Annotated in this window: 29 protein-coding genes, 2 other RNA genes and 1 riboswitch; of the genes, 11 read left to right on the top strand and 20 right to left on the bottom strand. The window is 58.0% G+C overall.

All coding sequences use genetic code 11. The annotated features are described in order from the left end of the window. Positions 1-208: 208 nt before the first annotated feature. On the bottom strand, positions 209-886 hold the full coding sequence (locus tag GKG34_RS10820; protein WP_347563456.1) for a TENA/THI-4 family protein: 678 nt from the start codon (positions 884-886) through the stop codon (positions 209-211). Beyond that, positions 879-1,679, bottom strand: a complete 801-nt coding sequence (thiD, locus tag GKG34_RS10815; RefSeq protein ID WP_154256204.1) for a bifunctional hydroxymethylpyrimidine kinase/phosphomethylpyrimidine kinase — start codon at positions 1,677-1,679, stop codon at positions 879-881. Before thiD ends, GKG34_RS10820 begins: the two co-directional genes overlap by 8 nt. Positions 1,680-1,735: 56 nt before the next feature. Then, positions 1,736-1,843, bottom strand: a riboswitch (TPP riboswitch). Between the two features lie 95 nt (positions 1,844-1,938). Between thiD and GKG34_RS10810 the strand changes: the two genes are divergently transcribed. Beyond that, complete coding sequence (locus tag GKG34_RS10810; protein ID WP_005941754.1) at positions 1,939-2,475, top strand: TIGR00730 family Rossman fold protein; 537 nt, start codon at positions 1,939-1,941, stop codon at positions 2,473-2,475. A gap of 41 nt (positions 2,476-2,516) precedes the next feature. On the opposite strand, the gene GKG34_RS10805 is transcribed toward GKG34_RS10810, so the two are convergent. Together GKG34_RS10805 and GKG34_RS10800 are read right to left on the bottom strand one after the other, a co-directional pair. Then, positions 2,517-3,413 carry a D-isomer specific 2-hydroxyacid dehydrogenase family protein gene (locus tag GKG34_RS10805; protein ID WP_154256203.1) on the bottom strand — a complete coding sequence of 299 codons (897 nt, stop codon included), beginning with the start codon at positions 3,411-3,413 and terminating at the stop codon, positions 2,517-2,519. Between the two features lie 15 nt (positions 3,414-3,428). After that, positions 3,429-4,229, bottom strand: a complete 801-nt coding sequence (locus tag GKG34_RS10800; RefSeq protein ID WP_154256202.1) for an aspartate dehydrogenase domain-containing protein — start codon at positions 4,227-4,229, stop codon at positions 3,429-3,431. 134 nt (positions 4,230-4,363) lie between these two features. Here GKG34_RS10800 and GKG34_RS10795 point away from each other — a divergent pair, with 134 nt between their 5' ends. Both GKG34_RS10795 and GKG34_RS10790 read left to right on the top strand, forming a co-directional pair. Beyond that, on the top strand, positions 4,364-4,936 hold the full coding sequence (locus GKG34_RS10795) for a chromate transporter (protein WP_005941745.1): 573 nt from the start codon (positions 4,364-4,366) through the stop codon (positions 4,934-4,936). Then, positions 4,933-5,505 carry a chromate transporter gene (locus GKG34_RS10790; protein ID WP_294647462.1) on the top strand — a complete coding sequence of 191 codons (573 nt, stop codon included), beginning with the start codon at positions 4,933-4,935 and terminating at the stop codon, positions 5,503-5,505. Before GKG34_RS10795 ends, GKG34_RS10790 begins: the two co-directional genes overlap by 4 nt. A 180-nt stretch (positions 5,506-5,685) precedes the next feature. Here the strand turns inward: GKG34_RS10790 and GKG34_RS10785 are convergent, their stop codons facing one another. After that, the gene (locus GKG34_RS10785) at positions 5,686-5,961 is read right to left on the bottom strand and encodes a hypothetical protein (protein WP_044953661.1); all 276 of its coding nucleotides are present in this window, start codon (positions 5,959-5,961) and stop codon (positions 5,686-5,688) included. 558 nt (positions 5,962-6,519) lie between these two features. Here GKG34_RS10785 and GKG34_RS10780 point away from each other — a divergent pair. The 8 genes from GKG34_RS10780 (at position 6,520) to ssrA (ending at position 12,046) form a co-directional block, all read left to right on the top strand. Then, complete coding sequence (locus tag GKG34_RS10780) at positions 6,520-6,894, top strand: HIRAN domain-containing protein (protein WP_154256201.1); 375 nt, start codon at positions 6,520-6,522, stop codon at positions 6,892-6,894. Positions 6,895-6,986: 92 nt separating this feature from the next. Next, positions 6,987-7,739, top strand: coding sequence for a ZIP family metal transporter (locus GKG34_RS10775; protein WP_044953660.1), 753 nt, complete (start codon positions 6,987-6,989; stop codon positions 7,737-7,739). A 273-nt stretch (positions 7,740-8,012) separates the two neighbouring features. Further along, an RNA gene (ffs, locus tag GKG34_RS10770) (signal recognition particle sRNA small type) lies at positions 8,013-8,111 on the top strand. Positions 8,112-8,188: 77 nt separating this feature from the next. After that, a complete protein-coding gene (gene dnaX / locus GKG34_RS10765; protein WP_005941732.1) occupies positions 8,189-10,051 on the top strand; it encodes a DNA polymerase III subunit gamma/tau in 1,863 nt (620 codons plus the stop codon). 31 nt (positions 10,052-10,082) lie between these two features. Further along, on the top strand, positions 10,083-10,421 hold the full coding sequence (locus tag GKG34_RS10760; protein ID WP_005941731.1) for a YbaB/EbfC family nucleoid-associated protein: 339 nt from the start codon (positions 10,083-10,085) through the stop codon (positions 10,419-10,421). A 19-nt stretch (positions 10,422-10,440) separates the two neighbouring features. Then, a complete protein-coding gene (recR, locus tag GKG34_RS10755) occupies positions 10,441-11,040 on the top strand; it encodes a recombination mediator RecR (protein WP_005941730.1) in 600 nt (199 codons plus the stop codon). A 102-nt stretch (positions 11,041-11,142) separates the two neighbouring features. Further along, a complete protein-coding gene (gene smpB / locus GKG34_RS10750) occupies positions 11,143-11,625 on the top strand; it encodes an SsrA-binding protein SmpB (protein WP_005941729.1) in 483 nt (160 codons plus the stop codon). Positions 11,626-11,695: 70 nt separating this feature from the next. Further along, positions 11,696-12,046: a transfer-messenger RNA gene (gene ssrA, locus GKG34_RS10745) on the top strand. Between the two features lie 80 nt (positions 12,047-12,126). Here the strand turns inward: ssrA and GKG34_RS10740 are convergent. The 15 genes from GKG34_RS10740 to GKG34_RS10670 form a co-directional block, all read right to left on the bottom strand. After that, complete coding sequence (locus GKG34_RS10740; RefSeq protein WP_120120044.1) at positions 12,127-12,468, bottom strand: sporulation initiation factor Spo0A C-terminal domain-containing protein; 342 nt, start codon at positions 12,466-12,468, stop codon at positions 12,127-12,129. Between the two features lie 170 nt (positions 12,469-12,638). Then, positions 12,639-12,905, bottom strand: coding sequence for a phage holin (locus GKG34_RS10735; protein WP_097781834.1), 267 nt, complete (start codon positions 12,903-12,905; stop codon positions 12,639-12,641). 2 nt (positions 12,906-12,907) lie between these two features. After that, positions 12,908-13,141, bottom strand: a complete 234-nt coding sequence (locus tag GKG34_RS10730) for a hypothetical protein (RefSeq protein WP_347563455.1) — start codon at positions 13,139-13,141, stop codon at positions 12,908-12,910. A gap of 13 nt (positions 13,142-13,154) precedes the next feature. After that, a complete protein-coding gene (locus tag GKG34_RS10725; protein WP_154256200.1) occupies positions 13,155-13,568 on the bottom strand; it encodes a D-Ala-D-Ala carboxypeptidase family metallohydrolase in 414 nt (137 codons plus the stop codon). 80 nt (positions 13,569-13,648) lie between these two features. Continuing rightward, on the bottom strand, positions 13,649-13,795 hold the full coding sequence (locus tag GKG34_RS10720; protein ID WP_243139245.1) for a hypothetical protein: 147 nt from the start codon (positions 13,793-13,795) through the stop codon (positions 13,649-13,651). Between the two features lie 31 nt (positions 13,796-13,826). After that, complete coding sequence (locus GKG34_RS10715; protein WP_154256198.1) at positions 13,827-14,219, bottom strand: hypothetical protein; 393 nt, start codon at positions 14,217-14,219, stop codon at positions 13,827-13,829. Positions 14,220-14,237: 18 nt separating this feature from the next. Further along, positions 14,238-15,227: a hypothetical protein gene (locus tag GKG34_RS10710; protein ID WP_154256197.1), complete on the bottom strand. Its 990-nt coding sequence runs from the start codon at positions 15,225-15,227 to the stop codon at positions 14,238-14,240. Positions 15,228-15,236: 9 nt separating this feature from the next. Beyond that, positions 15,237-16,229, bottom strand: coding sequence for a siphovirus ReqiPepy6 Gp37-like family protein (locus tag GKG34_RS10705; protein WP_243139244.1), 993 nt, complete (start codon positions 16,227-16,229; stop codon positions 15,237-15,239). 11 nt (positions 16,230-16,240) lie between these two features. Continuing rightward, entirely contained in the window at positions 16,241-17,104 is an 864-nt protein-coding gene (locus GKG34_RS10700; protein WP_154256195.1) for a hypothetical protein, read from the bottom strand. Between the two features lie 12 nt (positions 17,105-17,116). Then, on the bottom strand, positions 17,117-20,161 hold the full coding sequence (locus GKG34_RS10695) for a tape measure protein (RefSeq protein ID WP_154256194.1): 3,045 nt from the start codon (positions 20,159-20,161) through the stop codon (positions 17,117-17,119). Between the two features lie 185 nt (positions 20,162-20,346). Then, complete coding sequence (locus GKG34_RS10690) at positions 20,347-20,958, bottom strand: Gp15 family bacteriophage protein (protein ID WP_173015249.1); 612 nt, start codon at positions 20,956-20,958, stop codon at positions 20,347-20,349. Beyond that, positions 20,951-21,553: a hypothetical protein gene (locus tag GKG34_RS10685; RefSeq protein ID WP_154256192.1), complete on the bottom strand. Its 603-nt coding sequence runs from the start codon at positions 21,551-21,553 to the stop codon at positions 20,951-20,953. Before GKG34_RS10685 ends, GKG34_RS10690 begins: the two co-directional genes overlap by 8 nt. Before the next feature lie 117 nt (positions 21,554-21,670). After that, the gene (locus GKG34_RS10680) at positions 21,671-22,207 is read right to left on the bottom strand and encodes a hypothetical protein (protein ID WP_154256191.1); all 537 of its coding nucleotides are present in this window, start codon (positions 22,205-22,207) and stop codon (positions 21,671-21,673) included. Between the two features lie 13 nt (positions 22,208-22,220). After that, positions 22,221-22,679, bottom strand: a complete 459-nt coding sequence (locus tag GKG34_RS10675; RefSeq protein ID WP_154256190.1) for a hypothetical protein — start codon at positions 22,677-22,679, stop codon at positions 22,221-22,223. After that, entirely contained in the window at positions 22,676-23,062 is a 387-nt protein-coding gene (locus GKG34_RS10670; RefSeq protein ID WP_173015248.1) for a minor capsid protein, read from the bottom strand. Before GKG34_RS10670 ends, GKG34_RS10675 begins: the two co-directional genes overlap by 4 nt. Between the last annotated feature and the right edge of the window lie 3 nt (positions 23,063-23,065).

Genomic DNA, 23,065 nt, shown 5'->3' with positions numbered 1-23,065 from the left:
TGACAGAAGAGAATTCTTCTGTTAGGGGCGTTTTTCTTTTCCACTCCCTCGGCAGAAGAGCCGGGGGAGTTTTTGTTTTAGGGTTCCCTTGTTTCCGGCACTAAGGCTCATGCCTGTGGTTGCGGCCACGAAACCCTGAACAAAACAAATGCACCCGGTTGCTGCGGTTCTACCCACAGGCCGGGTGCATTTTATATTTTAGGAAAAATTACAGGTCACTGCGCGGGAAAGCTGCCATGGCCCAGAAGTTCAGCTCGTGCGCCGAGCAGGCATGGAAGATCTCGCGGCAGCGGGCAAGGCGCTCGTCGCTCAGGCCTTCGCAGACTTTTTCTGCAAACACGGCCCAGTCGCGGCAGGCCGCCTCATAGCCCTTGTCAGCATAGTCCACCACCAGTGTACCATAAAGGGTATCCTGCACGGAAGGCTTTTCTTCCAGCAGTTTCTGGAAGATCCAGCCATAGCTCAGCATACAGGGCAGGCAGGCCATCATGCACTCGGCTGCGCCCTCGCCGTTTTTGGCGGCTTCGATCATAGAGTCCACATAGGCACGGTTCTCCGGCCGCAGCGGCAGGCTCTGGATGCCTTCATCGGTCAGTCCAAAGTGCTTGAGATAGTGCAGGCGGGCTGCATCCTCGCTCTCATTCACGAAGGAAAGCAGGGAATAGTAGGTGCGGATGGTCTGCATATCCTTTGCCTTGGTCATGCCCCAGGCAAACACCTTGGCATATTCCCGCAGGTAAAGACTGTCCTCCACGATGTAGCCCTTGAAGCAGGCTTCATCCAGTGTGCCATCCGCAAGTCTTTCCAGAAATTCCGAATGCAGGCACTGCTCCCACACGGGCAGACTTTCCTGCACCAGCTGCTGCACAAAGGTCTGCTCACTCACCCACAAACTCTCCCTTCAGTGCAAACATATGGTCCATCGGGCCGGAGCCGTGGCCCAGATCCAGCATGGCAGAAAGACAGCCGGAAATGTAGGCCTTTGCGCGCTCCACAGATGCATCCAGATCATAGCCCTTTGCCAGATTGGACGCAATAGCGCTGGACAGGGTGCAGCCGGTGCCGTGGGTATTGGGGTTTGCAATGCGCTTGCCGCGGAACCATTTGCCGCAGCCGTCCCGCCACAGAAGCTCGTCGGCATCGTTGATCTGGTGGCCGCCCTTGCACAGCACGGCACAGTGGTATTTCTCGCTGATCAGCTTTGCAGCGGCCTCCATTCCGGCCGCATCGGTGATCTTCATGCCGGAAAGGATCTCAGCCTCCGGAATGTTGGGGGTGACCACCTCTGCCATGGGCAGCAGCTTTTCGGTCAGTGCCTGCACGGCATCGTCCCGCAGCAGCTTGGAGCCGGAGGTGGCAACCATCACCGGGTCCACCACGATATGCTTTGCGCCATAGGTGTGCAGCTTTTCGGCGATCACACCGATCAGCTCTGCCGAGGATACCATGCCGATCTTGACGGCATCCGGGTAGATGTCGGTAAAAATGGCATCGATCTCCTGTGCCAGAAATTCGGGCGTGGCTTCAAAAATGCCGGTCACACCTGTGGTGTTCTGGGCAGTCAGTGCGGTAATGGCGCTCATGGCGTACACGCCGTTTGCAGTCATGGTTTTGATATCGGCCTGGATGCCAGCACCGCCGCTGGAATCGCTGCCGGCAATCGTCAATGCAGTTTTCATGGTTACAACTTCCTTTGCAAAAAATGCGGAAATGCCCGCAAAGAGGCACCTCCGCACTTTGAAGCAGCAGTATCTCCCTACGTTGGCATTGTCCAAATCAGGTCACAGGTCTGGGCAAACAGCCCACTCTCAGCCTGCTTTTGCAGGCTCCCTTTTTCTGCGTTCAAGAATACCACAGTGCCGCTGCATTTGCAAGGGGATGGCCCTTTTCAATCGGCCCGCTGCGTGGTAAAATGGAAAAAACAAAGGGGGAAATACCATGAACATCACGGTCTATCTTGGAGCAAATGCGGGCAATGATCCTGCGCTGGCGGAAGCTGTCCGGGAACTGGGCAGCTGGATCGGTGCAAACGGGCACCGCCTTGTGTACGGCGGCTCCCGCAGCGGCCTGATGGGCCAGCTTGCCCAGAGCGCGCTGGATGCAGGCGGCACGGTGACCGGTGTGGAACCGCAGTTCTTTGTGCAGCAGGAGCTGCAGCACGATGGCCTGACCAAGCTGATTGTCACCAAGGATATGACCGAGCGCAAGACGAAGATGATCGAGCTGGGCGATGCCTTCATCGCATTCCCCGGCGGCACCGGCACGCTGGAAGAGATCGCAGAGGTAATGTCCAAGGTCTCGCTGGGCCAGTTGGACGCGCCCTGCATCCTGTATGATCTGAACGGCTACTACGACAGCCTGAAAGCACTGCTTGCCAAAATGATCGAGAAAGGCCTTTCCACGCCGCAGCGCCAGCAGGGCATCCGATTTGCGGCGAATCTGGAAGAGATCACAACAATTTTGAATAAAGCCTAAAAGGAAACGCTTCCCCGGCCGGGAAGCGTTTCCTTTTTATATCATTCTCCCAGTGCAGTGCGGATATTTGCAAGCACCTTCTGGCTCAGCAGCACAAAAGCCTGCTTGGTGCGTCCGGCAGAAACATTCGCGCAATGCACATTCTCACGGGCAAAGAAGTCTTCGCCCACCGGGCCGGCAGCGGCACGGGTGTCACAGAAGAAGTGGGTGCCCGGCAGAGCAAGCCACTGTTCCAGAGCAGCAGAGTCAAAGCCCGGGCCGATGGAGGTGTTGAACAGCACCTTGCCTGCGCCCAGCTGTGCAAATTCGTCCTTGCCCAACAGCAGTACGTTCTTGTTCAGGCAGGTGAGCACCACCTCGCTCTCGGTCAGCAGCTGTGCCAGCGGCTTATAGGCCATGCCCACAGCTTCGGCATCCGGCTTGCGGGTGCGGCTGTAATAGGCAATGTCGGCACCCATGAACTGCAGTGCATCGGCGATCATTTTGCCGGACACACCCAGCCCGATGACGCCGACCTTCAGCCCGGTGATCTCCACCGGCTCGTCCCGCAGCATGGGCATCCCAAAACCGTGCAGGATGCCGGTGAGCTCATGCAGGACGTACTCCACAACGCCGCGGTCGCCGTAGTCCCGGATGCCCAGCACTTTGATGCCGCGGGTGCGGGCGTAGGCGATATCCACATTGGCGCTTTCCTCAGAATACAGGCTGCAGCACATGCCGATGTAACGGATATTCGGGCAGCGCTCGATCACATTTTTGCCCATGCGGGAGGTGTAGCTCAGAAGTACAGCATCGGCATCTCCGATACGCCGCACGATCTGGTCATCGCTGGCCGGGATATCGCGGTACAGGGTCACCTCTTCTGCATACTGATGCAGTTCCTGCTCAGCGGAGGGGATCAGACTGACCGGCTCAATGGCCACCAGTTTGTTGAACATCTGCAAAGCCCTCCTTTAATAGAAGCATACGGGGGAGGAGAGGTTGCGCAGCAGGGCAACTACGCTCCAACCGGCAATGGCGCTGGTGGAAGAGCAGATATCCACCACGGCCTTCACGCCCTCGATCTCGGCGGTGATGCAGTGGTCGTCGCCCACCCAGCCGGGGACGGAATGCATGGTCACGCCGGTGATCTCCGGGCCGGTGGTGGCCAGCGAGGTGGCAACAGCCACATTCACGCGGCGGGGGAAGGTGGCAATGGCCTGCTTGGCATTGCCGGTGAACACAGTGGTCTTTTCGGTATCGGTCAGCAGGTGGTCGGCCCATACCGGCGTGTTGCGGAAGCCCTTGGCTCCGGTGTGGGTCTCAATGCCTGCCGTCTCGGCCAGCTTCTGCGCCTCGGCCATCAGGGTGACGGTCTGCAGCACATCAAAGCCGCCAATGGCACCGCTTGCCAGATGCACCTTGGCACCGCCCTCCACGGCAGCGGCCTTGACCTGCTCGTAAAAATCAAGGTCCGCAAAGGCACCAATGGAAATAATGACCAGATTCACGCCTTTTTTCAGTACAGGCACAGCCATGGCGCGCACAGCCTCCACCGAAGCGGTCTCCACGATGTACTCCGGCTCCAGCGCCAGCAGGGCATCCACATCGTCACACACGGCACAGCCCACCGTTTCGGCAGTCTTTTCCGCCGAAGCACGGGTGCGGCTGGTCACGCCCACCAGCTCATAGTCCGGCAGCAGACCGTTCTTCCATGCGTTGGCCACAATGCCGCCCAGAAATCCGCAGCCTACAATGCCAAATTTTGTTTTCATATCCTAAACTCCTTTTTCTGCTTTTTCCAAAGAAAACAGCTTTCTGCTTTTTCCAAAGAAAACAGCATATTCCATTAAAGTATATCATATCAAAACAAAAAATGATATAATAAGGCGCAAGAAAGGAGAAGGCTATGTCGAAAACAAAGGAGCTTTTCTGGACGTTTTTCAAAATTGGTGCGTTCACGTTTGGCGGCGGCTATGCCATGGTGGCTTTGCTGCAGAATGAATTTGTGGAAGAGAAAAAGTGGGTGACAAAAGAAGAATTTCTGGACATGGTGGCAATTGCGGAGTCTACGCCCGGCCCGGTGGCGGTGAACAGTGCCACCTACATCGGCTACAAGATCGAGGGTACGGCAGGTGCGGCAGCGTCCACGGTGGCGGTATGTCTTCCGTCCTTCGCGGTCATTTATCTGATCTCGCTGTTCTTTGACCAGTTCCTCCGCCTTTCGGTGGTGGCAAGTGCGTTCCACGGCATTCAGGTGTGTGTGATCTATCTGATCCTTTCCGCCGGACTGAAAATGCTGAAGCAGCTGGAACACAGCGTCTTCAATATTGTCATCCTGACCACGGTTGCGGCAGCGATGGTGGGCTGTTCCATTGCAGCAGTGTCATTCTCTTCCATTTTTTACATCCTGTTCAGCGGTGCGGCCGGGCTGCTGGTGTATGCAGTACAGCAGCTGCGGAAGGGGGAGAAGAAGCCGTGATCTATGTAGAACTTTTCTGGAATTTCCTCATGATCGGTGCGTTGTCCTTCGGCGGCGGCTACGGCATGATCTCGCTGGTGCGGGAAACGGTCTTAGGACACGGCTGGCTGACGGAAGGCGAATTTCTCAGCTTCATTGCCGTGTCGGAATCCACACCCGGCCCGCTGGCCATCAATATGGCCACCTTCATCGGTGCTTCACAGGGCGGCTTCTGGGGCGCGCTGTGTGCCACGCTGGGTGTGGTGCTGCCGTCTTTTGTGATCATTCTGCTCATTGCATCGGTGCTGCAGAATTTGATGAAATATGCCGGTGTCAATGCAGTTCTTGGCGGCGTTCGTCCCTGTGTGGTGGCGATGATCCTGGCAACTGCTGTCAACATGGCGCTTTCTACGCTGGCCGGGTTTGCAGCGGACAAGGCAGGCATTGCACCGGATCTCCGTTCCATTGTGGTGTTCCTGCTGCTGTGGGGGCTGCATGCCCTTTGCCGCCGGAAAAAGGGCAAAGCACCATCGCCCATTGGGATGATCCTGTTCTCTGCAGGACTGGGGATCCTGTTCTGGGAAATATAAGAATAAGCATTGCACGCTGCCTGAGGGGCATCCTGCTTCTGATGACAGCTTCTGAAAAATGCGCCGGGAGGTTCCCAATAAACCTTTCCGGCGCATTTTGCTACAAAAAGCCGGGCACAGGAAAACTCATGGCTCCCTGTGCCCGGCTTCAGCTTTTATTGGAATTTAGGCGCTGTGCGATCAAGCTGCAACGGAAGAAGCAGCTTCGCTGGAAGCAGCCTCACTGGAAGCGGCCTCAGAAGAAGCAGCCTCGCTGGAAGCGGCCTCAGAAGAAGAACCGTTCTCCTCTGCAACAGCGGAAGAAGCGCTCTCCTCGGCCTCAGCAGCAACAGAAGTGCTGGTAGAAGCAGCCTCGGAAGAGGATGCAGCAGTGGAGGAAGCAGAACCGCCGCAAGCGGTCATGCCAACAGCCAGAGCCAGAGCAACAACAGCAACACAAACATTCTTGAGTTTCATATCTAAAATCTCCTTGCCATACGCAAATGTATTTTGCAGAAGGCCCTACAGGAAGTGCCTTTCTGCAAGTGGATATTCTAGTCTTTTTTGCGAAAAAATCAAGAGCTTTTTTGGCTAAGAAGTGAGATTTCAATGATAATCTACGATTTTGTTATAATTTATCGCTAAAAGTCAAAGAGTTTTTGTTAAACTGATCGAAGCACAGGGAGACTCAGGAAAGAATTTTTTACCGCGTTGTAATCACTTTGTAATTTCTTTCATTGTTTGTTCACTTGAATCAAGACGGGAATGCATGTTCCCTAAAGAGAAATAAAGAAATGCAAAAGTGAGGATGATGCGGCTCCGGAAACGGAAAAGAGCCATTTGTCACCTGACAGTTGACCTGCGGAGAAAGAAAAGAGGGTAAACTTTGTGCAGCGAACCTGAACAAAAATATCAAAAAATGACAAGTGTTATTTGAAAGTGATTTTTATTGGACATAAAAAGTGGATAATACAGACACAGCAGGGGATGAACGGGCTCCCTGAAAATAAAACATGTGTTTTGGAGGAAATAAAGATGAAGTACTATGTTACATTGACCGGACTCAACTACCGCTTCGGCACTCAGCCGTTTACAGTAGGCCAGAAGGTAAAGCTGGTCAAGGAGCCGGAGAATGACTTTGACCGCGAAGCCATCCGCGCAGAACTGCCGGGTCTGGGCAAGGTGGGTTATGTGGCCAACAGCACTCACACCGTGCTGGGCGACTGTTACAGCGCAGGCCGCATCTATGATAAGATCGGCGCTGCTGCCACCGCAAAGGTGAAGTATGTGCTTGCCAATGCGGTGGTATGCAGCGTAAAGGCGGCGGATATGGGGCAGACTGGCCTGCCGCCGGTCGATCCGGCTACGGGTCTGCCCTTTGGCAACGAAGAAGATGCCATCGCATTCTGACAGAAAAGCCCGTCACACTGTATTTTGTGTGACGGGCTTTTCTGCACCTTTTTGCTTCGGCGCACATACACCGGGCAAAGGGGGAATGTATCGTGAACCAGATCGTTTTCACTGCGTGGGTACTGCTGTTTCCGGCGGCGTGCACTACACTGGGGGCAGCAGGCGTGTTTTTGCTGCGGCGGCGGTCGCGGCCCTGCACGCAGCGCATCCTGTGCGGCATGGCAGCGGGCATCATGCTGGCGGCCAGTGTGTGGAGCCTGCTGCTGCCTGCTATCCAGCGCGGACAGACTTTGCCGCTTCCGGCATGGATCCCATCGGCAGTGGGGCTTGTGCTTGGCGCAGTGGGCCTTTTGCAGGTGGAACAGTTTGCCGGGCAGCTGCTGGCAGGCGGGGCCGGGCACGGCGGACGTATGGTGCTGGCTGTAACATTGCACAACCTGCCCGAGGGTATGGTGGCGGGCCTTGCCGCTGCACTGGCATTGACCGGGGAGCCGGATGCCATCAGCGGTGCACTGGCGCTGAGCCTTGGCATCGGCCTGCAGAATATCCCGGAAGGTGCAGCAGTCAGCCTGCCGCTGGCCCATAACGGCCGCACCCGCAGTCAGGCGTTTTTTGCGGGAGCGGCTTCCGGGCTGGTAGAGCCGTTGGGGGCATTGCTTGCCTTTGCTCTGGCCGAATGGGTCAGTACTGCGCTGCCGTGGCTGCTCAGCGCAGCGGCGGGCTGTATGGTGTGCGTGACCGCACAGGAGATGATCCCGCAGGCCGTGGAGGGCGACGAGCCTGTCGGTGTTGTAAGCATCGTGCTGGGATTTGCGCTGATGATGGCACTGGATGTGGCATTGTAAGAAAAAAGGGCTGCTGCAAAATCAATGCCGTTAAAATAACAGGATAAAAGCAAAGCGCAGTACAAAACGCGAAAGCGCAGAGAATGTACTGCGCTTTTTGGATTTTAGAGAACATCACATTTTCTGACGTTGGGCTATCCTATTTGATCGTTTCATGCGTGGGCTGTGAAATGATACCTCCCACCCCTTGCAATCTGCCTGCGTTTATGGTACAATATTCTGGCATTCAGAAGGATGTGTCGGACAGCGCCTGCTGCGTGGTTCGGCATACGGATGCGGGTCCTGTACGATGGATTCGCTGTGAACCAGGTCAGGTGGGGAACCAAGCAGCCTTAAGCAGTGCGTTCGTGCGTTTCAGTAAGCCTGCATCCGTATGCCGAGTTACGCAAGGCGGGGACAAAACCCCGTCAGCGCTGTCCTTTTTATTTTGCAGGAAAGGGGAGAGAACCATGTACCGTGCCTTGTACCGCAAATGGAGACCGCAGCGTTTTGAGGATGTGGTAGGCCAGCGGGCCATTGTTACTGCGCTGAAAAACCAGATCACGGCAAACCGTGTGGGCCATGCCTACCTGTTTACCGGCGTGCGCGGCACCGGCAAAACCACCTGCGCCAAGATCTTTGCAAAGGCAGTCAACTGCCTGCATCCGGTCAATGGAGACCCCTGCGGCGAGTGTGAGATCTGCAAGGGCATCGATAACGGCAGCATTCTGGACGTGGTGGAGATGGATGCGGCGTCCAACAACGGTGTGGACGATATCCGCGACCTGCGCGACGAGACAGCTTACACTCCCAGCGCCTGTAAATATAAGGTATACATCATCGATGAGGTGCACATGCTGTCCACAGCGGCATTCAATGCGCTGCTCAAAACGCTGGAAGAACCGCCTGCCCACGTCATCTTTATTCTGGCAACCACTGAGATCCAGAAGGTGCCCGCCACCATTCTTTCCCGCTGCCAGCGGTACGATTTTACCCGCATCGGGCCGGAGGATATCGCCCGCCGGGTGGAATACATTGCAGGTGAGGAAAAGCTGGAGCTTTCGCCGGACGGTGCGGAACTGATCGCCCGTCTGGCCGACGGTGCACTGCGTGATGCGTTGTCCATTCTGGATACCTGCGCAGGCGTTACGGCGAAAATCGATGCCGATGTGGTGCGCCGCATGGCAGGTGTGACCGACCGCAGTTATCTGTTCCGCATTTCGGACGCACTGGAAGCGCAGGACGGTGCCACAGCACTGGCCCAGCTGGCACAGCTTCGCCAGCAGTCTGTGGATGTCAAGCGTCTGACAGAGGAATTGATCGCGCATTATCGTGCTTTGATGCTGGCAGCATTGCCGGGCGGGCAGAGCCTTCTGTCCGGCGTTTCGCCGGAGGAGGAGGCTTTGTATCTGGAAAAAGGCCCGCAGCTGGGCCAGCGGGAGGCCATTCGTGCCATCCGTGCGCTGGGCAGTGCGCTGGAACATATGACCCGCGGCAGCGACCAGCGGATCGAGCTGGAACTTGCACTGTTTGGCTTATCCGAACCGCCCCAGCAGCCGCAGGCAGTTCCTGTGCAGGCCGCGCCCCGTGCTGCAGCTCAACCCGCAGCGCCGCAGCCGTTTGCCTCGGCAACTGCTGTGCAGCCCTTTGCAAGCGCTCCGACTCCCCAGCCGCCAATACCGTCCGTCCCTGTGGTGCAGCCTGCAGCGGAACCGAAACCTGTAAAGGCAGAACCTTCCGTGCCGTCGGAAATATCTGTAGAGCAGACTTCACCCGTCCAGACCGAAGAGCTGCCGCCGCTGCCGGAGGAACCGCCCGTGCAGCAGGCCGGAATGCTGCCTTGGGACGAGCCTGCCGCGCAGGCCGCACAGCCAGCTGCACCCATGCCGGCAGAGTTGGAACCTGTTCCGCAGCCAGAACCGCCCAAACCTGCACCCACGCCCGCTGCAAAGCCTGTGCCGGAAAAGCCGCAGGATGCCGGGCAGGAAGGGACTGCGCTGTATCCGTACTGGCCGCAGGTGGTACAGCAGCTGCAGGAAAAAGATCCCATGCTCTACACCTATCTGCGCAAGTCCAAGGCTTACTTTGATGGCACCCGCGTGCTGATCGACGGCGGCAAGACCTTCCGCGATTTTATCCGCGCCAACAAGGACAGCCAGCGCCTGATCAAAAAGCTGATCAAGGATGTGTCCGGTACGGCGGTGCCCATTGGTCCCTATGAACCAAAGAGCGCTGGCAAAACGGTCTCCAACGCAGAGCAGTCGCTTCGTGCACTGGAAAAGCTGGGGTTGGATGTGTCCATTGAGGATTCCGCAAGGAAAACGAGATCATAAAAATACATTGCATCAATAAGGAGAAACGATTATGAAAGCAAGAATGCCCGCAGGCTTTGGCCGCCCCGATATGAACGCCCTCATGCGTCAGGCACAGAAGATGCAGGAAGATATGAAAGCCAAACAGGCCGAGCTGGAAGCTGCCGAGTACACCGGCAGCGCTGCCGGTGAGATGGTCACTGTTAAGATGAACGGCAAGCACGAAGTGCTGTCCATCAACATCAAGCCCGAGGCTGTGGACCCGGATGATGTTGAAATGCTGGAAGATATGGTGGCTGCTGCCATCAACGCAACCGTCAAGCAGGTGGACGAAACTGCCGAAGCTGAAATGGGCAAGCTGACCGGCGGCATGAACATCCCCGGTCTCTGATCCGGCAGGAGGGAAGAACATGGGCTATACTGCTGCCCCGCTGGAAAAGCTGATCGAAGAATTCAGCAAGTTTCCGGGGATCGGGCGCAAGGGCGCTACCCGCATGGCGTATCAGGTGCTGAGCATGTCGGACGAAGATGCCGCCGCACTGGCTGGAGCCATTCAGGGTGCCCACACCAAGCTCCATCGCTGCCGTATCTGCCAGAATTATACAGAAGCGGATATCTGCCCCATCTGTGCCAGTGCAAAACGCGATCCTTCTGTGATCTGCGTGGTGGAAACGCCCCGCGATGTGCAGGCGTTTGAACGCACAAGGGAGTATCACGGCTTGTACCATGTGCTGCACGGCCTGCTCAGCCCGATGGACGGCATTACTGCCGAACAGCTGTGCGTCAAGGAACTTCTGGCCCGCCTGGGCGACGGCAAGGTGAAAGAGGTCATCATGGCCATGAACCCCACGGTGGAGGGTGAAGCCACCGCCATGTATCTGGCAAAGCTTATCAAGCCTCTGGGCATCAAGACCACACGTCTGGCCTACGGTCTGCCGGTGGGTGCAAGTCTGGAGTACACAGACGAGACCACCTTGTATCGTGCACTTTCTGGCCGTGGTGAGCTGTGAATTGGGAAAAATTTACAATTTCTTCAAAAACAGCCCTTGCAAAACCATAAAAAAATGGTATACTGATACAACAAACCACAATGGAGAAAGGAGGCGCGCGGAATGGCACCCACTAAGGAGCGTCCGGCAACAAAAACCATTGCCACAAACCGTGAAGCGCGCCATGAATACTTCGTTCTGGAAGCGCTGGAAACCGGCGTTGAGCTGAAAGGTACGGAGGTCAAGAGCCTGCGTGCCGGAGGGGTCAACCTGAAAGACAGCTGGGTCGATATTGAGGATGGTGAACTGCTGGTAAAGGGAATGCATATCAGTCCCTACGACCACGGAAACATGTTCAATCAGGATCCGATGCGCGTCCGGCGCCTGCTGGCACACAAAAGTGAGATCCGGCGGCTGCATCAGCAGTGCAAGCTGCAGGGATATACCCTTGTGCCGCTTTCGCTCTATTTCAAACATGGCCGCGTGAAAATGGAAGTGGGCCTTTGCAAAGGCAAAAAGCTCTACGATAAGCGTGCCGATGCCGCCCAGCGCGATGCAAAGCGTTCCATTGACCGTGCTATGAAGTCCAACGGCAAATACTATTGATCTTTTCAGACCGCTTCCTGAAGCGGAACTTTTTCAAAGCTTTCTGCACACCGCAAGGTGTGCTTTATAAGGGGGCGTAAAGGTTTCGACGGGGAGAGCGAGGTCTGGGCAGCGGGTAGCAGTGGGGGAACTGCTCTATAACTCCTCCAAAAAAATTAACTGACAATAACAATTCTCAGTTGCTCGCAGCCTGAGTGCTGCGCGTTCCGCCCACTCTTGTGTCGTGTGGGGTCGGGGCGTCCTTTAGACACAGCACCTGAACGGACTTAAGCTTTGCGGACCGGCAGGAACTCATGAAGCTACCAATGCGCTAGCCTGACGATCGGCGTGGCGCGGCGGGAATGTTGTAGATCGCCTGCACCCGGAGATACCTACACTGAACTCTTTTCGGACATGGGTTCGACTCCCATCGCCTCCACCATGAAAAAAGAACGCCATTTCGTTAGGAATTGGCGTTCTTTTCTTTGTCATGGTAACGTTTTTGGTAACACTATTAAGTTTTCAGACTGCTCTCACCAGTGCATTATACAACATCTCAATGAACTGCACCGCGCTGGGCGCACCGGTCAGCGGATAGCCTGCCAGCTGCTGCACATACTCCGGGTTTGTGAGCCATGCACCTTTAGCTGCCCGGCGGACAGCGCTTTGAATCGCTTTTGGCTCACATCTTCTGCGGTCGGCGATAGGGGTATAGATATCTTTCTCCACGGCCTGCAGGCGGTCTTCCTGCTCACAGACCAGCTCAAGACACTGGCACAGGATACTGTAGGCGCTCAGATTGCGTGTGATGCCCATCGGGCGCAGCAAATCATTGACCTGAGTGGACAATTCGGAAACGATCATAGTTGACACATCCTTTCTATGCGTCAACTCTAACCGAAAAATACTTAAAATTTACCAATTACGTCGATATACGTCGTAAAGCGTCGAAACACGCCAAACAAAAACAGCCCCGAGGAACCGTCAGGCTCCCCGGGGCTGCTGCTATGTATGGCTATTTTGGGCAGGGCGGCTTACTTTCCCTGTGCCTTCAGCTTGTCGTATGTCTGGTCTGCCTGAAGGGCTGCGGGGGTGAAGCTGTTGTTCTTCCACCACGCGACCAGCGCGGCAACGGTGGTGATGCCAGCGGTGACCAGCTGCTCCACGGTCTGGCTCTCGATGGGCAGCACGGGTTTGCCCAGTGCGGACAGCACCTGATTGGTCAGGGCCAGCAGCAGGCAGGCGGTGCGGGCAATGGTGCCTGCGGAGATGGTGGGGGCGTTGTAGGTGTGTGCGTTCATAGTCAGTTCCTTTCTCTTTCGTGTTCGTCTGCTTCTAAATCAGCGATGCGGTGGTTGACCACCTTCATCTGCTCTTCCAAAATGGGGACGCGGCGGGCAAAATTGTTATGCTCCCGCACCTCGCGGGTCAGCTCTTCCAGCTTGGTGGCGGTCACAGCCTGACTGCGGCTGTTGGCAATCAATACACCGATCAGGGTCACCGCACCGGCAAGGATGGCTGAGATGATGCTTTCCACTGGTCTCACCCCCTCACAGCGTCCACCGGCTCTTGTTCGGGCGGGTGTCTACATGCACCCAGCCCTTTGCCCGGCCTGCCTTGACCGGGTAGCGGCCAATGCCGCCCCAGCCGGGCATCAGGCTTTCGGCGTAGGCGGCCACAGCCAGTGGGTCGGTGTCCTGCACCTGAATGTCAGCGGCCCGACCCAGCAGGTGCTGGCTGGATCTGGAGCCGCCCACCCTCGTGTTGTGGCTGGCGGTGCGGTAGCCGCTGGTGATGGTCACCGGCTTGCCGAAGTGCTCCCGGATGCACTGCAGCAGCACCACAAGGCCCTCGTCAATGAGGATGGTGTCGGTGCCGTCGCGGCAGCGGAACTCCCGCACACGGAACGCGGGGGAGAGCTGCTTTGCGCCGTCCGTTTTCAGGCTGTACTGTTTGATCGCCATATGTATCACGTCCTTTCACGGGGTCAGGCCCCGATTTTCACGTTCTCTTTCAGCTCCTGATCTGCCTTGTCCTCCGCTCCTTACTGTACGATTTCCTCAAAGCCGCTCTTGATAAGAATTGCCTTCACCTTCTCCTTCAGCAGGCGGGGGCAGCGCTCATACAGAGCCTTTGCCTCCTCCATAGTCTCAACAGACATAATTTCCTGTGCCCACAGCATCGCCATCATACGTACCAACCTTTCTAATTTTTGTGTGATTTTATGCATAAACAATCTCGCTCATTTCAAGCAAGCATTGCTTGAGCATCTCGTTTTCTTTTTGCAGTGCCGCCACCGTGTCCGGCAGCTTCTCCAGGGCTTCGGCCTTTTTGCGCGCTTCTTCCTGCGCGGCCAGCTCTTCGGCGGTGTAGCGGATGTACTTCTGGATGGGCACCTGTTCCACCCATTCCTCCTGCGCCTGAACGCCGGGACGGTCAACGATCTTCTGCACGTCCTTGCCACCGTTTGGATACTCGGTCACGGTCTCCCAGTGCCACTGTTCCTCCACGCCCTCTACGGCGGGGTGGGTGATCTCTTCGGTGCTGGCGGTCAGGTAGCCAAGGGTCAGGTCGGGGTTTTCCACGACCGCGCCGGTCTCGTCAATGATCTTCATCGCTCAAAACCTCCTTTCTCATGCCACGCGCTTCCAGATGTGCACATAGTAGGCGGCGGGCTGCACGGTATAGCTGCGGCCGTAGATGGCATTAGACTTGGAAGCATCCAGACTGAACTTATATACTTGAGAATAGTTACTGTATTCGCCCGTAACTCCAATCACGTCGCCGGCAGTGAATGCGCCGGATACCTTATGTTCACCCATTTTTACATCCGCGACAAAAGAGCCTGTGATGTTCGGCAGTCCGGCCTCCACGGTGGTGCCCGCTGCGTGGCCGCTGCCAGCACCCATCAGTACCCGGTTCTGCGCAATCTCCTGCCATGTACCGCCGAACAGTGCGGCAGGGCTTGTACGTGCGGTGCTCTGGTAGATGCTGCCCACGGGAAAAGGATCCACGCTTTTCAAGCTTTTCAACAGCGCATCCACCTCGGCACGGGTATAAAAGCTGCCACCCCTCATGGATTCGATCACGGCCTTCCACTGCTGCACCAGCGTGCCGGTGGGGATGCCATGCACACCATCCCGCATCACGCCGCAGACGGTCTCATCTGCGCGCGTATCGTAGATGTCGGCGGTGGTAACGGCGGTGGAGCCTGCAGGGCGCTTGATCTCGGCAAGGCAGAGGTCGTAGATCAGCTCGGTGCGGGTGATGGCCGGGGCAGCAGGCCCGGCAGAATTCGGGACACCTTCCAGCACCTGCAGGCGGGTCTTTTTGGCGGCGGCATCGTAGCGCAGAACCACACGGTCAATGCGGCTGCGTACAGGGTCCGCTTCGGTGAGCACCACGGTGGTGGGCTGCTCCATGATGATGCTGCGGCCCTTGAACCGTGCCGGGCGCACCCATGCCTGACCGGCGCTCACCTGCACGCTCAGGCCGCCCTGTGCTGTGACAGCAAAATCCTCCTCAGCGCTGTATACGCCGCTCAGGCGGGTGGCGAGGTAACCCGAAGCGTCGTCGGCATCGTAGGTAATGCCGTTTTCGGGGTAAGTAATGATATCAGCCATAAAGTCCTCCTAAGTCTTGTGCCAGCTGGGCGTACCCAGCCGGATGGTGCGGGTAGTGCCGCTGTCCTCGCTCTGGGTGATGATGTCGGCCACGCGCACCATGGCAGTGTAGCCCAGCTGGGGCAGGCTGGCGCTCAACACGTCGCCCACCTGCAGGGTATCATCGTCCACGTCAAACTCGATGCTGCCGGTGCGCAGCTGGGCCAGCAGCTTTTCGCCGCCCCGGTCAGCCAGCTTTGCCAGATAGCTCTGGCTGGTGCTGGTCTCGCCGTCCTCCGGCTGCACGTCACGGGCATCGACGTACATTTCCCGCCGGTCGGAGCCGGTGGCGTTCACATCGCCCACCCAGACGGTGGCGCGCTCGTCGCCTTCGCCAGCGCCCTGCACAAGGGCCACGTTGGCGTAGTCGGTGTCGGCAAAGCTCCACCCGGCATTCAGCAGATTGCCCCACTGGGGGCTGTATCTGTGGTTCGGGTCGAAGGTGGGCCGGAAACACTCGAAGAGTAGCTTTTTCTTGCTGCCCTTGCCGTCCAGCACGATGCGGAACCCCAGATCACAGGCCTGCCCGATGGTCTGGCAGTAGTCGAACACCGTGCCGCCGGAGGTCTGCTTTTCAAAGGTGGTGTCAAAGCCGTACTCGGTGCCCAGCCCAAGGCGGGGCCACGGCTTAGCGGCGCTCACAAGGCTGCGCATGGCGGCTTCCGCTGGCTGGTTCTTGATGCTCACCGCAGACACCCGCTTGGTCAGCAGCCACGTGGCCGGGTAGCCGGACACCACAAGGTTCGAGTCCTCGTTCTGGTTGGTGCGGGAGCAGATGCGCATGGGGATGCGGGGGTTCTCGTCGCTGCGCACCAGCCAGCGCCCTTCCTGCAAAAGCTGCAGATTCTCGGCGGTGGGCCGCACCTCAAGGGTAAAACTGCCCTCGGAGTAATAGGGGCTGTCCCAGTAGAGGGAGTGCCATACTTTTACCCAGCCCACGCGGGCAAGGGTCTCTGCGTCCAAAACGTCTATTCTCATAGCGGTTCGGGCAGGATGCCCGCCTCCATCGGGTAAAAGCTGACGGATGCCTGCAGGTAGCCGGAGCCGTTCTCGGCCTGCATACTCAGCATGTTATCGCCGGGCTGCAGCTCGGTGAGGGTGCTGTCCTCGTCCAGCTTTGCAAAGATGTTCTCGGTCACGCCTGCCCGGGTCAGGGTGCAGGCCAGCCGGTCAGAGGTGCTGCGGTAGATCTCCAGTGTCTCGTCCGGCTGCAGGGTCAGGTCAAAGCCGATGAAGGCCCCGGTCTGCAGATCCACCACCTTGGGATGCGTCACCGGCATGTCGCACCGCAGGGTGGCCGTGAAGGGCACCGGCAAGCTGCCCTCGTTGCGCAGCACTGCCGCCGTGCCGTCCCGCTTGATGCCGTAGATGTGGCTGTCGTAGCAGACAGGAAAGCGGAAGGCGGGCTCGTACCCGCCCAGCACGCTGCTGACGGCGTTCAGATCGTACCAATAGGGTTTCTCGCTGTAGAGCATCAGCTCACAGCGCGGGTCCGGCGTGTAGCTGGAAAAATAGGGCAATTTTTGCAGCACGAAGCGGGTGAAATAGTGGTCGCCAAAATAGAGGGTGCCTTTGGTGAAGTAGGGCAGCTTTTTGGTAAAAGCTCTTGCACGGGTCAACGCATCCCTGGCCCAGAACACGACCGACAGGGTGCGGGACACGCCGGAGACGCTCTGACCCTCCACGGTGTCGCCAATCTGATTGACACCCTGCGCGGTCTGCAGGTCCACATCCACCCCGTTCAGCGGGTCGAGAAAGTAGGGGGCATCGTAGTCCCAGCCCAGATGCAGGACGGCACCGGCATCAGTCACGATTTTGAGATGGTCCTTAAATAGCACAGTGTCCTCCTTTCATCGTTTGCGGGCCTTGGCCTTGTCGGCTTCCCAGCGGGCTTCCCGCTGCTGTGCGGCTGCGGTGTCGTGGCCGTTGTAAAAGTTCTGGGTGATGTTAGTGTCGCCCTCGCGGTGGTAGCTGTTGGCAGCGGACACCACCTGTGCGGTGCCGGACGCAGCCACGGTGCTGCCGAGGCGCATGTTGTCGGAAAGCACCAGCGCCCCCGCCTGCCGGATCATGTCGGCAAGGGCAGAGTTGGTCTTTTCTAGCGCCTTGGTGTTGGCGTTGATGGCATCTTCCAGACTGCCGGTGCCGGTGGTGATATCCACGCTGCCCATGCCGCCGGAGCCGGAGGACCCGCCGGAAGAGCTGCCGCGCCCGGACGAACCTTTCTTACTGAAAGAGCCGCCGATCGAGGCAACGATGCCCGCGATGACGGCAGCAAGGGCTACGCCCGCTGCGATCATCAGCAGAGCCTGCGGAGTGCCAAAGCCAGTAGGGAACAGCGCCGCAGCGATGGCATCCAGCATTGCTACGAACGCGCCGCCGATAGACCCGATCAGACTGCCCAAAGACGCAAGAATCTCCGGGAATGCAGAGATCAGGCCGCCTTTCATGCCCTGACTGATGGCAAGGGCCGCATCGCTCAGCGGTGCTTTCAGCCCGCCGAAGATCTCCATCAGGGTGGAGCCAAGGCCCTGCGCCTGCTGCCAGACCTCAGAGAAGCCGCCGGTCAGGCCGTTCACGATCTGCCCGCCAAGGTCGATAGCTCCCTGCACCAGCTGATCGCGGGCACCGCCCAGCGCTTTGTTGAGCTTAGTCACGATGCCAAGGGCAAAATCATCGACCTGCTTCTTCTGGTTGGCAGTCAGACCGCCGTAGATGGTGTTTGCCACCCACTTGCCGACGGAGAGCCAGTCCTGATTCTTGACGGCGGTGTACAGGTCATCGAAGGTGCCAAGTATGCCGCTGTCTGCTTCGGTCTGGATCTCCTTCCACAGGCCGTCGAAGGTGTCCGCGCTGGACTTTTTGATCTGCTCAGCCACCTGCACGGTGCCGTCGGCCGCGACGGTCTTGACCCGCTCGATGGTCACGAGGGCACCGTCCACGATGTCGTCGTAGACCTCGGTGATGACCTGCTTCTGGGTCTCGGTGCCGTCGGTCAGGGTCTCGGTGACGGTCTGGGTGGTGGTCTTGACCCCGTCTGCCAGCGTCTCAAAGGTTGAAGTGACTGTCTTGGCGGTCTCCCGCACCGTCTCCATGGTCTGCTTGACGGTCTTGGTGCCGTCGGCGGCAATGCTGGTGACGGTCTTGATGTCCTTCAGCACACCGCCCACCATCTGGCGGGAAGTCTCGGTGATGGTCTGTTTCTGCTGCTGTTTGCCGTTGGAAAGGGTCTCGTTGACCGTCTCCACCGTGCGGGTGATGCCGTCTTTCACGGTAGTGGTCGTGTCGGAGATGGACTTGACTACGGACGCAGTGACGGCTTTGGTGCTGGCGCTGGCCTTTTTGCCGGAGGTGCTGACAGCAGATGCGGCTTTGCCTGCGGACTGGGAGATGGTGGAGGCGGCTTTCTGGCTTTCGGCCGCTGCGGCCTTTGCTTCGTTCTGGCGCTCAGTCCAGCTCTTGTTGCTGATGCCCTTGCCTGCCAGTGCGTCCTGATGCCGCTGGTCACGGTTCATTTCTTTGCCGTTGTAGGCTGATGCCACCGCAGAAGCAGCGCCGGACGCGATGCCGGTGGTGGCGGCATTGCTGGCCGTTCCAACGAGGTTGGCAATCAGGCCGGACACCCACGAGGTGAGCTTGCCCCACACGCCTGCAATGCCGTTGATGATGCCCTGAACGATGTTCTCACCAATATGGCCGAACTCGTCCATGTTTCCGTCCCAGACACCCACCAGCTTTGCGATGCAGGCGAGGGCTGCTTCGGCCAGATTTTCGATGCTGCGGATGATACCGTCCACCAGCGTGGTCAGCATAGCTGCACCGCACTTGAGGATGTCCGGCAGATGTGAGATGAGCGCGGCAGCAAACCGTGCAATGAGGTTGGCCGCTGATGTAATGAGGTTGGGCAGACTGTCCGTGATACCGATGATGAGATTTTCCAGCAGCTGGACACCGGTGTCAAAAATATCATCCTGATGATCTGCCAGATAATTAAGCAGCTCAGTCAGAAGGTCAGAAACAGCAGATACAGCATCGGGTATCTTCTGTATCAGTCCGTCGGCAAAATTGTCCAACAGCTCGGCAGCGGTGTCCAACATGGCAGGGACACCGCCCTCTGTGAATGCATCCGTCAGTTCCAGAACAACATCGTTTGCGACCGGAAGCAGGTCGGACAGCGACGAATAGAGCGAATCGGACAGTGCCCCCAGCAGAGCCTTCGTGTTATCGGTCAGGGTGGACAGCCTGCCGTTGAAGGTCTGGCTGGCTTCCAGCATACCGTTGTAGAACTGCCCGCCCTGACTGGTGGCGGCTTCCACCGCTGCTTCCAGCTCGCTGAAGCTGACCTTGCCGTCCGAAATGCGCTTGTACAGGTCGGACATGCTCTCGCCGGTGGCATCACAGATCTGGTTCAGCGGGTTGAAACCCGCATCGATCATCATGTTGACGTTTTCCAGCGTGACCTTCTGCGCCGAGGACATCTTGCCGTAGGCGCGGGTCAGGGTCTGCAGCTTTTCGGCGTTGCCCAGCGAGATATCACCCAGCCGCTGCAGCACGCCGGTGGTGTCATCTGCCGCAATGCCGAACTGCAGCAGGGTCTGGGTGCCGCTGGTCAGGTCATCCAGCGAGAAGGGCGTGGATGCCGCCATTTTGCGAATTTCGGAAAGCTTTGTGGCGGCGGCTTCCTCGCTGCCCAGCATGACCTTAAAGTTGGTCAGGTAGCTTTCCATGGTGGCGTTGTAATCCACACCGCTTTTGACCACCTCGGCCAGCTTGGACGAAGCCTGTTTTGCAAAGTCCGCGATCATCTGCCCGGCGGCTACCGTCCACTTGCTGGTGCTTTTTTCCGCCGGGTCGCTGTTCAGCCTTACTTCGCCGGTGATGCTGAAATCTGCCACTGTGTCCACCTCTCTCCATTCCAAAAGAGCGCGGGCACAAGGGCACAGGCTGTTATAACTTGATCTCTACCTCCCGCTTACAGGCGGGATTTTTGCATTTGACCCACACACCGGCAGCTGTGGCGTGCGGCTCTGCCCACACCGGCAGCGCCCGGCCGCAGTATGGGCAGGGCACCGGGGCGCGGCTAGTGCCGGAACCGCGCAAGGAACGCAGCGTCATGCTCTTCGACGGACACGACACGGGCTGCACCCCCTCTCAGCTCAGCAGGCAGGGCAAAGCGCTCCTGCAGGTCGGCATAGTGGGCACGCATACTGCCATCGTACTCGGACAGGTCCATGGTGCGCCAGCTCATGATCTTTGCCATGAGGGTATCTTCCGGCAGGGCCGCGAACAGCGCACGAAACCGGAACCAGTGCACCTTTTCGCGGGTCAGGTCGATGCCGTAGGCCTGCTGGAACGCCGCCACGATGTAACCGGCATCACACTGGTAGTCGAAGGCAAGACCGGAAGAGGGCGCGGTACTGCTTTCAGCCGCGGCGCTTTCGGCTGCTTTTTCGCCCGCCTTATAAAACTCGATCATGTACCCGTAGGCGTCGATGATCTTCTGAGGGTCGTTCAGAAAACAGTGTGGGTCTTTGTAAAAACGCCAGAGGGCGCTGACCGCAAAACCGATGGGATCATCTCCTGTCTGGCCGCGCACATAGGTGTTGACCAGCCAGACCATGGGCCGAAAATCCGGGATGATCTCGTGTCCGTGCCACCGAGTGGGCAGCGCGTCCAGCAGCAGGTCAGACATGGCGCTCGGATGCCAGCTGCAGAGCGTACTCTGCCAGCTGCTGCATGGCATCGGGGTCGTCCCGCAGGGCATTCACAGCCTGCCGGGCATCGATCAGCTGGTCGGTCTTGCGGCGGGTCCCGATTTCCGTGTCCGGCCAGAAAGTGTTGGTCTGGGTGATAGGCTGCTGCGCCGGGCGGCTTGCCACCTGCGGGTGGAAACCCTCGCTGCGGGACACGGGTTTCTGCTTGCGCTGCTGCTTTGCCGCTGCGCGCCGCTGCTCCCGGTTCATGGGCTGGGAAGGCTTTGCGGCATAGCGCTGCTTCTCAGCGGAAAAGGCATTGCCCAGTTCCTCGATCACGTCATAGATGGGTGCCATGTAGTTTTCGTTAAGCCCCAGACGGTCGGACGAGCCTGCACCGAGGATCTCGTCGATGCAGTCCATGGCAATGCGTGCCTGTGCACGTGCATGGTCGCCCAGACGGACGCCGCCGCGCTGGAACTGCTCTGCTTCCTCGGCGCTCCTGCGCTGCATCCGCTCGTTGGCGTCCTCAAAGCGGTCAAGGTCGTTGGCGTTCATCAGGGAAAATTCAAATTCCTGTCCACAAATAACCATGTTCTGGCTCCTTTCAGTTGAGCCGTGCCCCGGTTCTGCCCCGGAGGAATAAGCTTTGTTCACGGCATAAAAAATCCCCGTTCCGGTGTGGAGCGGGGACTGTGTTTGAAAAAAAAATCAGCCCTTGACGGCCTTGGCAGGCTCAGCGGACTGGGTGGCGGGGGTGTAGTCAAACTCGTCCGGCGTGCCGATGGCCTTCACGTCGCAGGCAAAGGTGGCCTTGGAACCGGCTGCACCGCCCACGTCGCTGGTGACGATGATGGCAGCGCTGCCTTTCTCGCCCTTGCCGGTGCGCAGGCTGAAGTAGATGTATGGCACAATGATATCGCTGCCGGTACCGTACACAATCTTGTGGCTCAGCACAAAATCCTGAAAAGCATCGCCCACGCAGCGGTCACCGTTGACGGCAAGGGTGCGCTGGGTGCCGGTCTTTTCGGTGACGTTGCCGGTGCGGATGTACTGGGCATCCTCGGTGGTGGCGTTCAGAGAGCCGGAATGCTCCTTCACATGGTCGGCGCAGACGATCCACTGGCTTTCCTTGGTCTGGGTGCTCTCGATCTGGAACGCCAGCACAAAATCGTTCGCCGTCTCAATGCCGGTATACGACGCGCTGGGCGTGATGCCGGACTTGGTAATGGCTTCGGATACAGTCATATCAAAACTCCTTTCATTTTGGCATGTAGTAGGTCAGGCGCATCTGCAGCTGCATCTTACAGCTGCCCGCGCTGTTTGTGACGATGTAGCCGCTGTTCGTCACGGCAATGCCGGTGGGGGTTTTATTCCCGCCGCAGGCCGAGAGGTCGGGCAGGTTGTGCCGGGCATCCTGCCGCATGACCCACTCGGTGAGCTGCTCGAAAAAGCCGCTGTTCTGAATGTTAACGGAATCCATCTCGCTGTACTCACCGCGAGACAGAAAGAGGTAATTCTTCGCCATTTCCCAGCCGGAGATGTACTCGGTGATGATGGGATCACCGGGGCTGTCCTCGATGGAAAAGGCGGTGGATTCTTCTTCCAGTCCGGCAATGCGGAAAGCCGCGCCGGTGGCTTCCTGCTCGTCGGCGATCAGCGGGCAGGTCTTGAGCCATGCCCGCAGGGCGGCAATGGTGGGCTTTACGGTTTCGCTCATTTGTTCCCTCCCAGAAACTGCTTTGCGGCATCATGGGCGAACTTTTCAAGCTCGTCCTTGTGGTCGGCAATGGCGTTTTGTCCCCAGTAGGAACCGCGGTGACGTTCCGTTTCGCCCTTCGCGCCGTGCAGGTCGGTGCCCCGTTCATGCAGATAATACTGCCTGCGGGCATAGGGCGTATTGTACACCAGCAGACCTTCCTTAAAGTTGGATGCCTGATTCACGCTGTTCTTCAGCGCGCCGGTTTCCAGCGGCACATATTTGTCCACAACATCGACCACTTTCTGTGAAAAGGCAAACTGCAGCCTTGCGAACCGTGCGTCCATGTCGGCCTGAAAGCCGGGACGGAATGTGATCTTGAAATCAAAAACCGGTGCGCTCATACG

This window comes from Faecalibacterium sp. BIOML-A4, assembly GCF_009679665.1.
Taxonomy (GTDB): Bacteria; Bacillota; Clostridia; order Oscillospirales; family Ruminococcaceae; genus Faecalibacterium; species Faecalibacterium taiwanense.
The sequence above is the reverse complement of the archived record's forward strand: the minus strand, read 5'-3'. Positions and strand labels throughout refer to the sequence as shown.

Bases quoted from the DNA above. Each gene is read 5' to 3' on its own strand.
- thiD (WP_154256204.1), bottom strand. From the start codon at position 1,679: ATGAAAACTGCATTGACGATTGCCGGCAGCGATTCCAGCGGCGGTGCT.
- GKG34_RS10810 (WP_005941754.1), top strand. From the start codon at position 1,939: ATGAACATCACGGTCTATCTTGGAGCAAATGCGGGCAATGATCCTGCG.
- GKG34_RS10805 (WP_154256203.1), bottom strand. From the start codon at position 3,413: ATGTTCAACAAACTGGTGGCCATTGAGCCGGTCAGTCTGATCCCCTCC.
- GKG34_RS10800 (WP_154256202.1), bottom strand. From the start codon at position 4,229: ATGAAAACAAAATTTGGCATTGTAGGCTGCGGATTTCTGGGCGGCATT.
- GKG34_RS10795 (WP_005941745.1), top strand. From the start codon at position 4,364: ATGTCGAAAACAAAGGAGCTTTTCTGGACGTTTTTCAAAATTGGTGCG.
- GKG34_RS10785 (WP_044953661.1), bottom strand. From the start codon at position 5,961: ATGAAACTCAAGAATGTTTGTGTTGCTGTTGTTGCTCTGGCTCTGGCT.
- GKG34_RS10780 (WP_154256201.1), top strand. From the start codon at position 6,520: ATGAAGTACTATGTTACATTGACCGGACTCAACTACCGCTTCGGCACT.
- dnaX (WP_005941732.1), top strand. From the start codon at position 8,189: ATGTACCGTGCCTTGTACCGCAAATGGAGACCGCAGCGTTTTGAGGAT.
- GKG34_RS10760 (WP_005941731.1), top strand. From the start codon at position 10,083: ATGAAAGCAAGAATGCCCGCAGGCTTTGGCCGCCCCGATATGAACGCC.
- recR (WP_005941730.1), top strand. From the start codon at position 10,441: ATGGGCTATACTGCTGCCCCGCTGGAAAAGCTGATCGAAGAATTCAGC.
- smpB (WP_005941729.1), top strand. From the start codon at position 11,143: ATGGCACCCACTAAGGAGCGTCCGGCAACAAAAACCATTGCCACAAAC.
- GKG34_RS10740 (WP_120120044.1), bottom strand. From the start codon at position 12,468: ATGATCGTTTCCGAATTGTCCACTCAGGTCAATGATTTGCTGCGCCCG.
- GKG34_RS10735 (WP_097781834.1), bottom strand. From the start codon at position 12,905: ATGAACGCACACACCTACAACGCCCCCACCATCTCCGCAGGCACCATT.
- GKG34_RS10725 (WP_154256200.1), bottom strand. From the start codon at position 13,568: ATGGCGATCAAACAGTACAGCCTGAAAACGGACGGCGCAAAGCAGCTC.
- GKG34_RS10720 (WP_243139245.1), bottom strand. From the start codon at position 13,795: ATGATGGCGATGCTGTGGGCACAGGAAATTATGTCTGTTGAGACTATG.
- GKG34_RS10715 (WP_154256198.1), bottom strand. From the start codon at position 14,219: ATGAAGATCATTGACGAGACCGGCGCGGTCGTGGAAAACCCCGACCTG.
- GKG34_RS10710 (WP_154256197.1), bottom strand. From the start codon at position 15,227: ATGGCTGATATCATTACTTACCCCGAAAACGGCATTACCTACGATGCC.
- GKG34_RS10690 (WP_173015249.1), bottom strand. From the start codon at position 20,958: ATGTCTGACCTGCTGCTGGACGCGCTGCCCACTCGGTGGCACGGACAC.
- GKG34_RS10685 (WP_154256192.1), bottom strand. From the start codon at position 21,553: ATGGTTATTTGTGGACAGGAATTTGAATTTTCCCTGATGAACGCCAAC.
- GKG34_RS10680 (WP_154256191.1), bottom strand. From the start codon at position 22,207: ATGACTGTATCCGAAGCCATTACCAAGTCCGGCATCACGCCCAGCGCG.
- GKG34_RS10675 (WP_154256190.1), bottom strand. From the start codon at position 22,679: ATGAGCGAAACCGTAAAGCCCACCATTGCCGCCCTGCGGGCATGGCTC.
- GKG34_RS10670 (WP_173015248.1), bottom strand. From the start codon at position 23,062: ATGAGCGCACCGGTTTTTGATTTCAAGATCACATTCCGTCCCGGCTTT.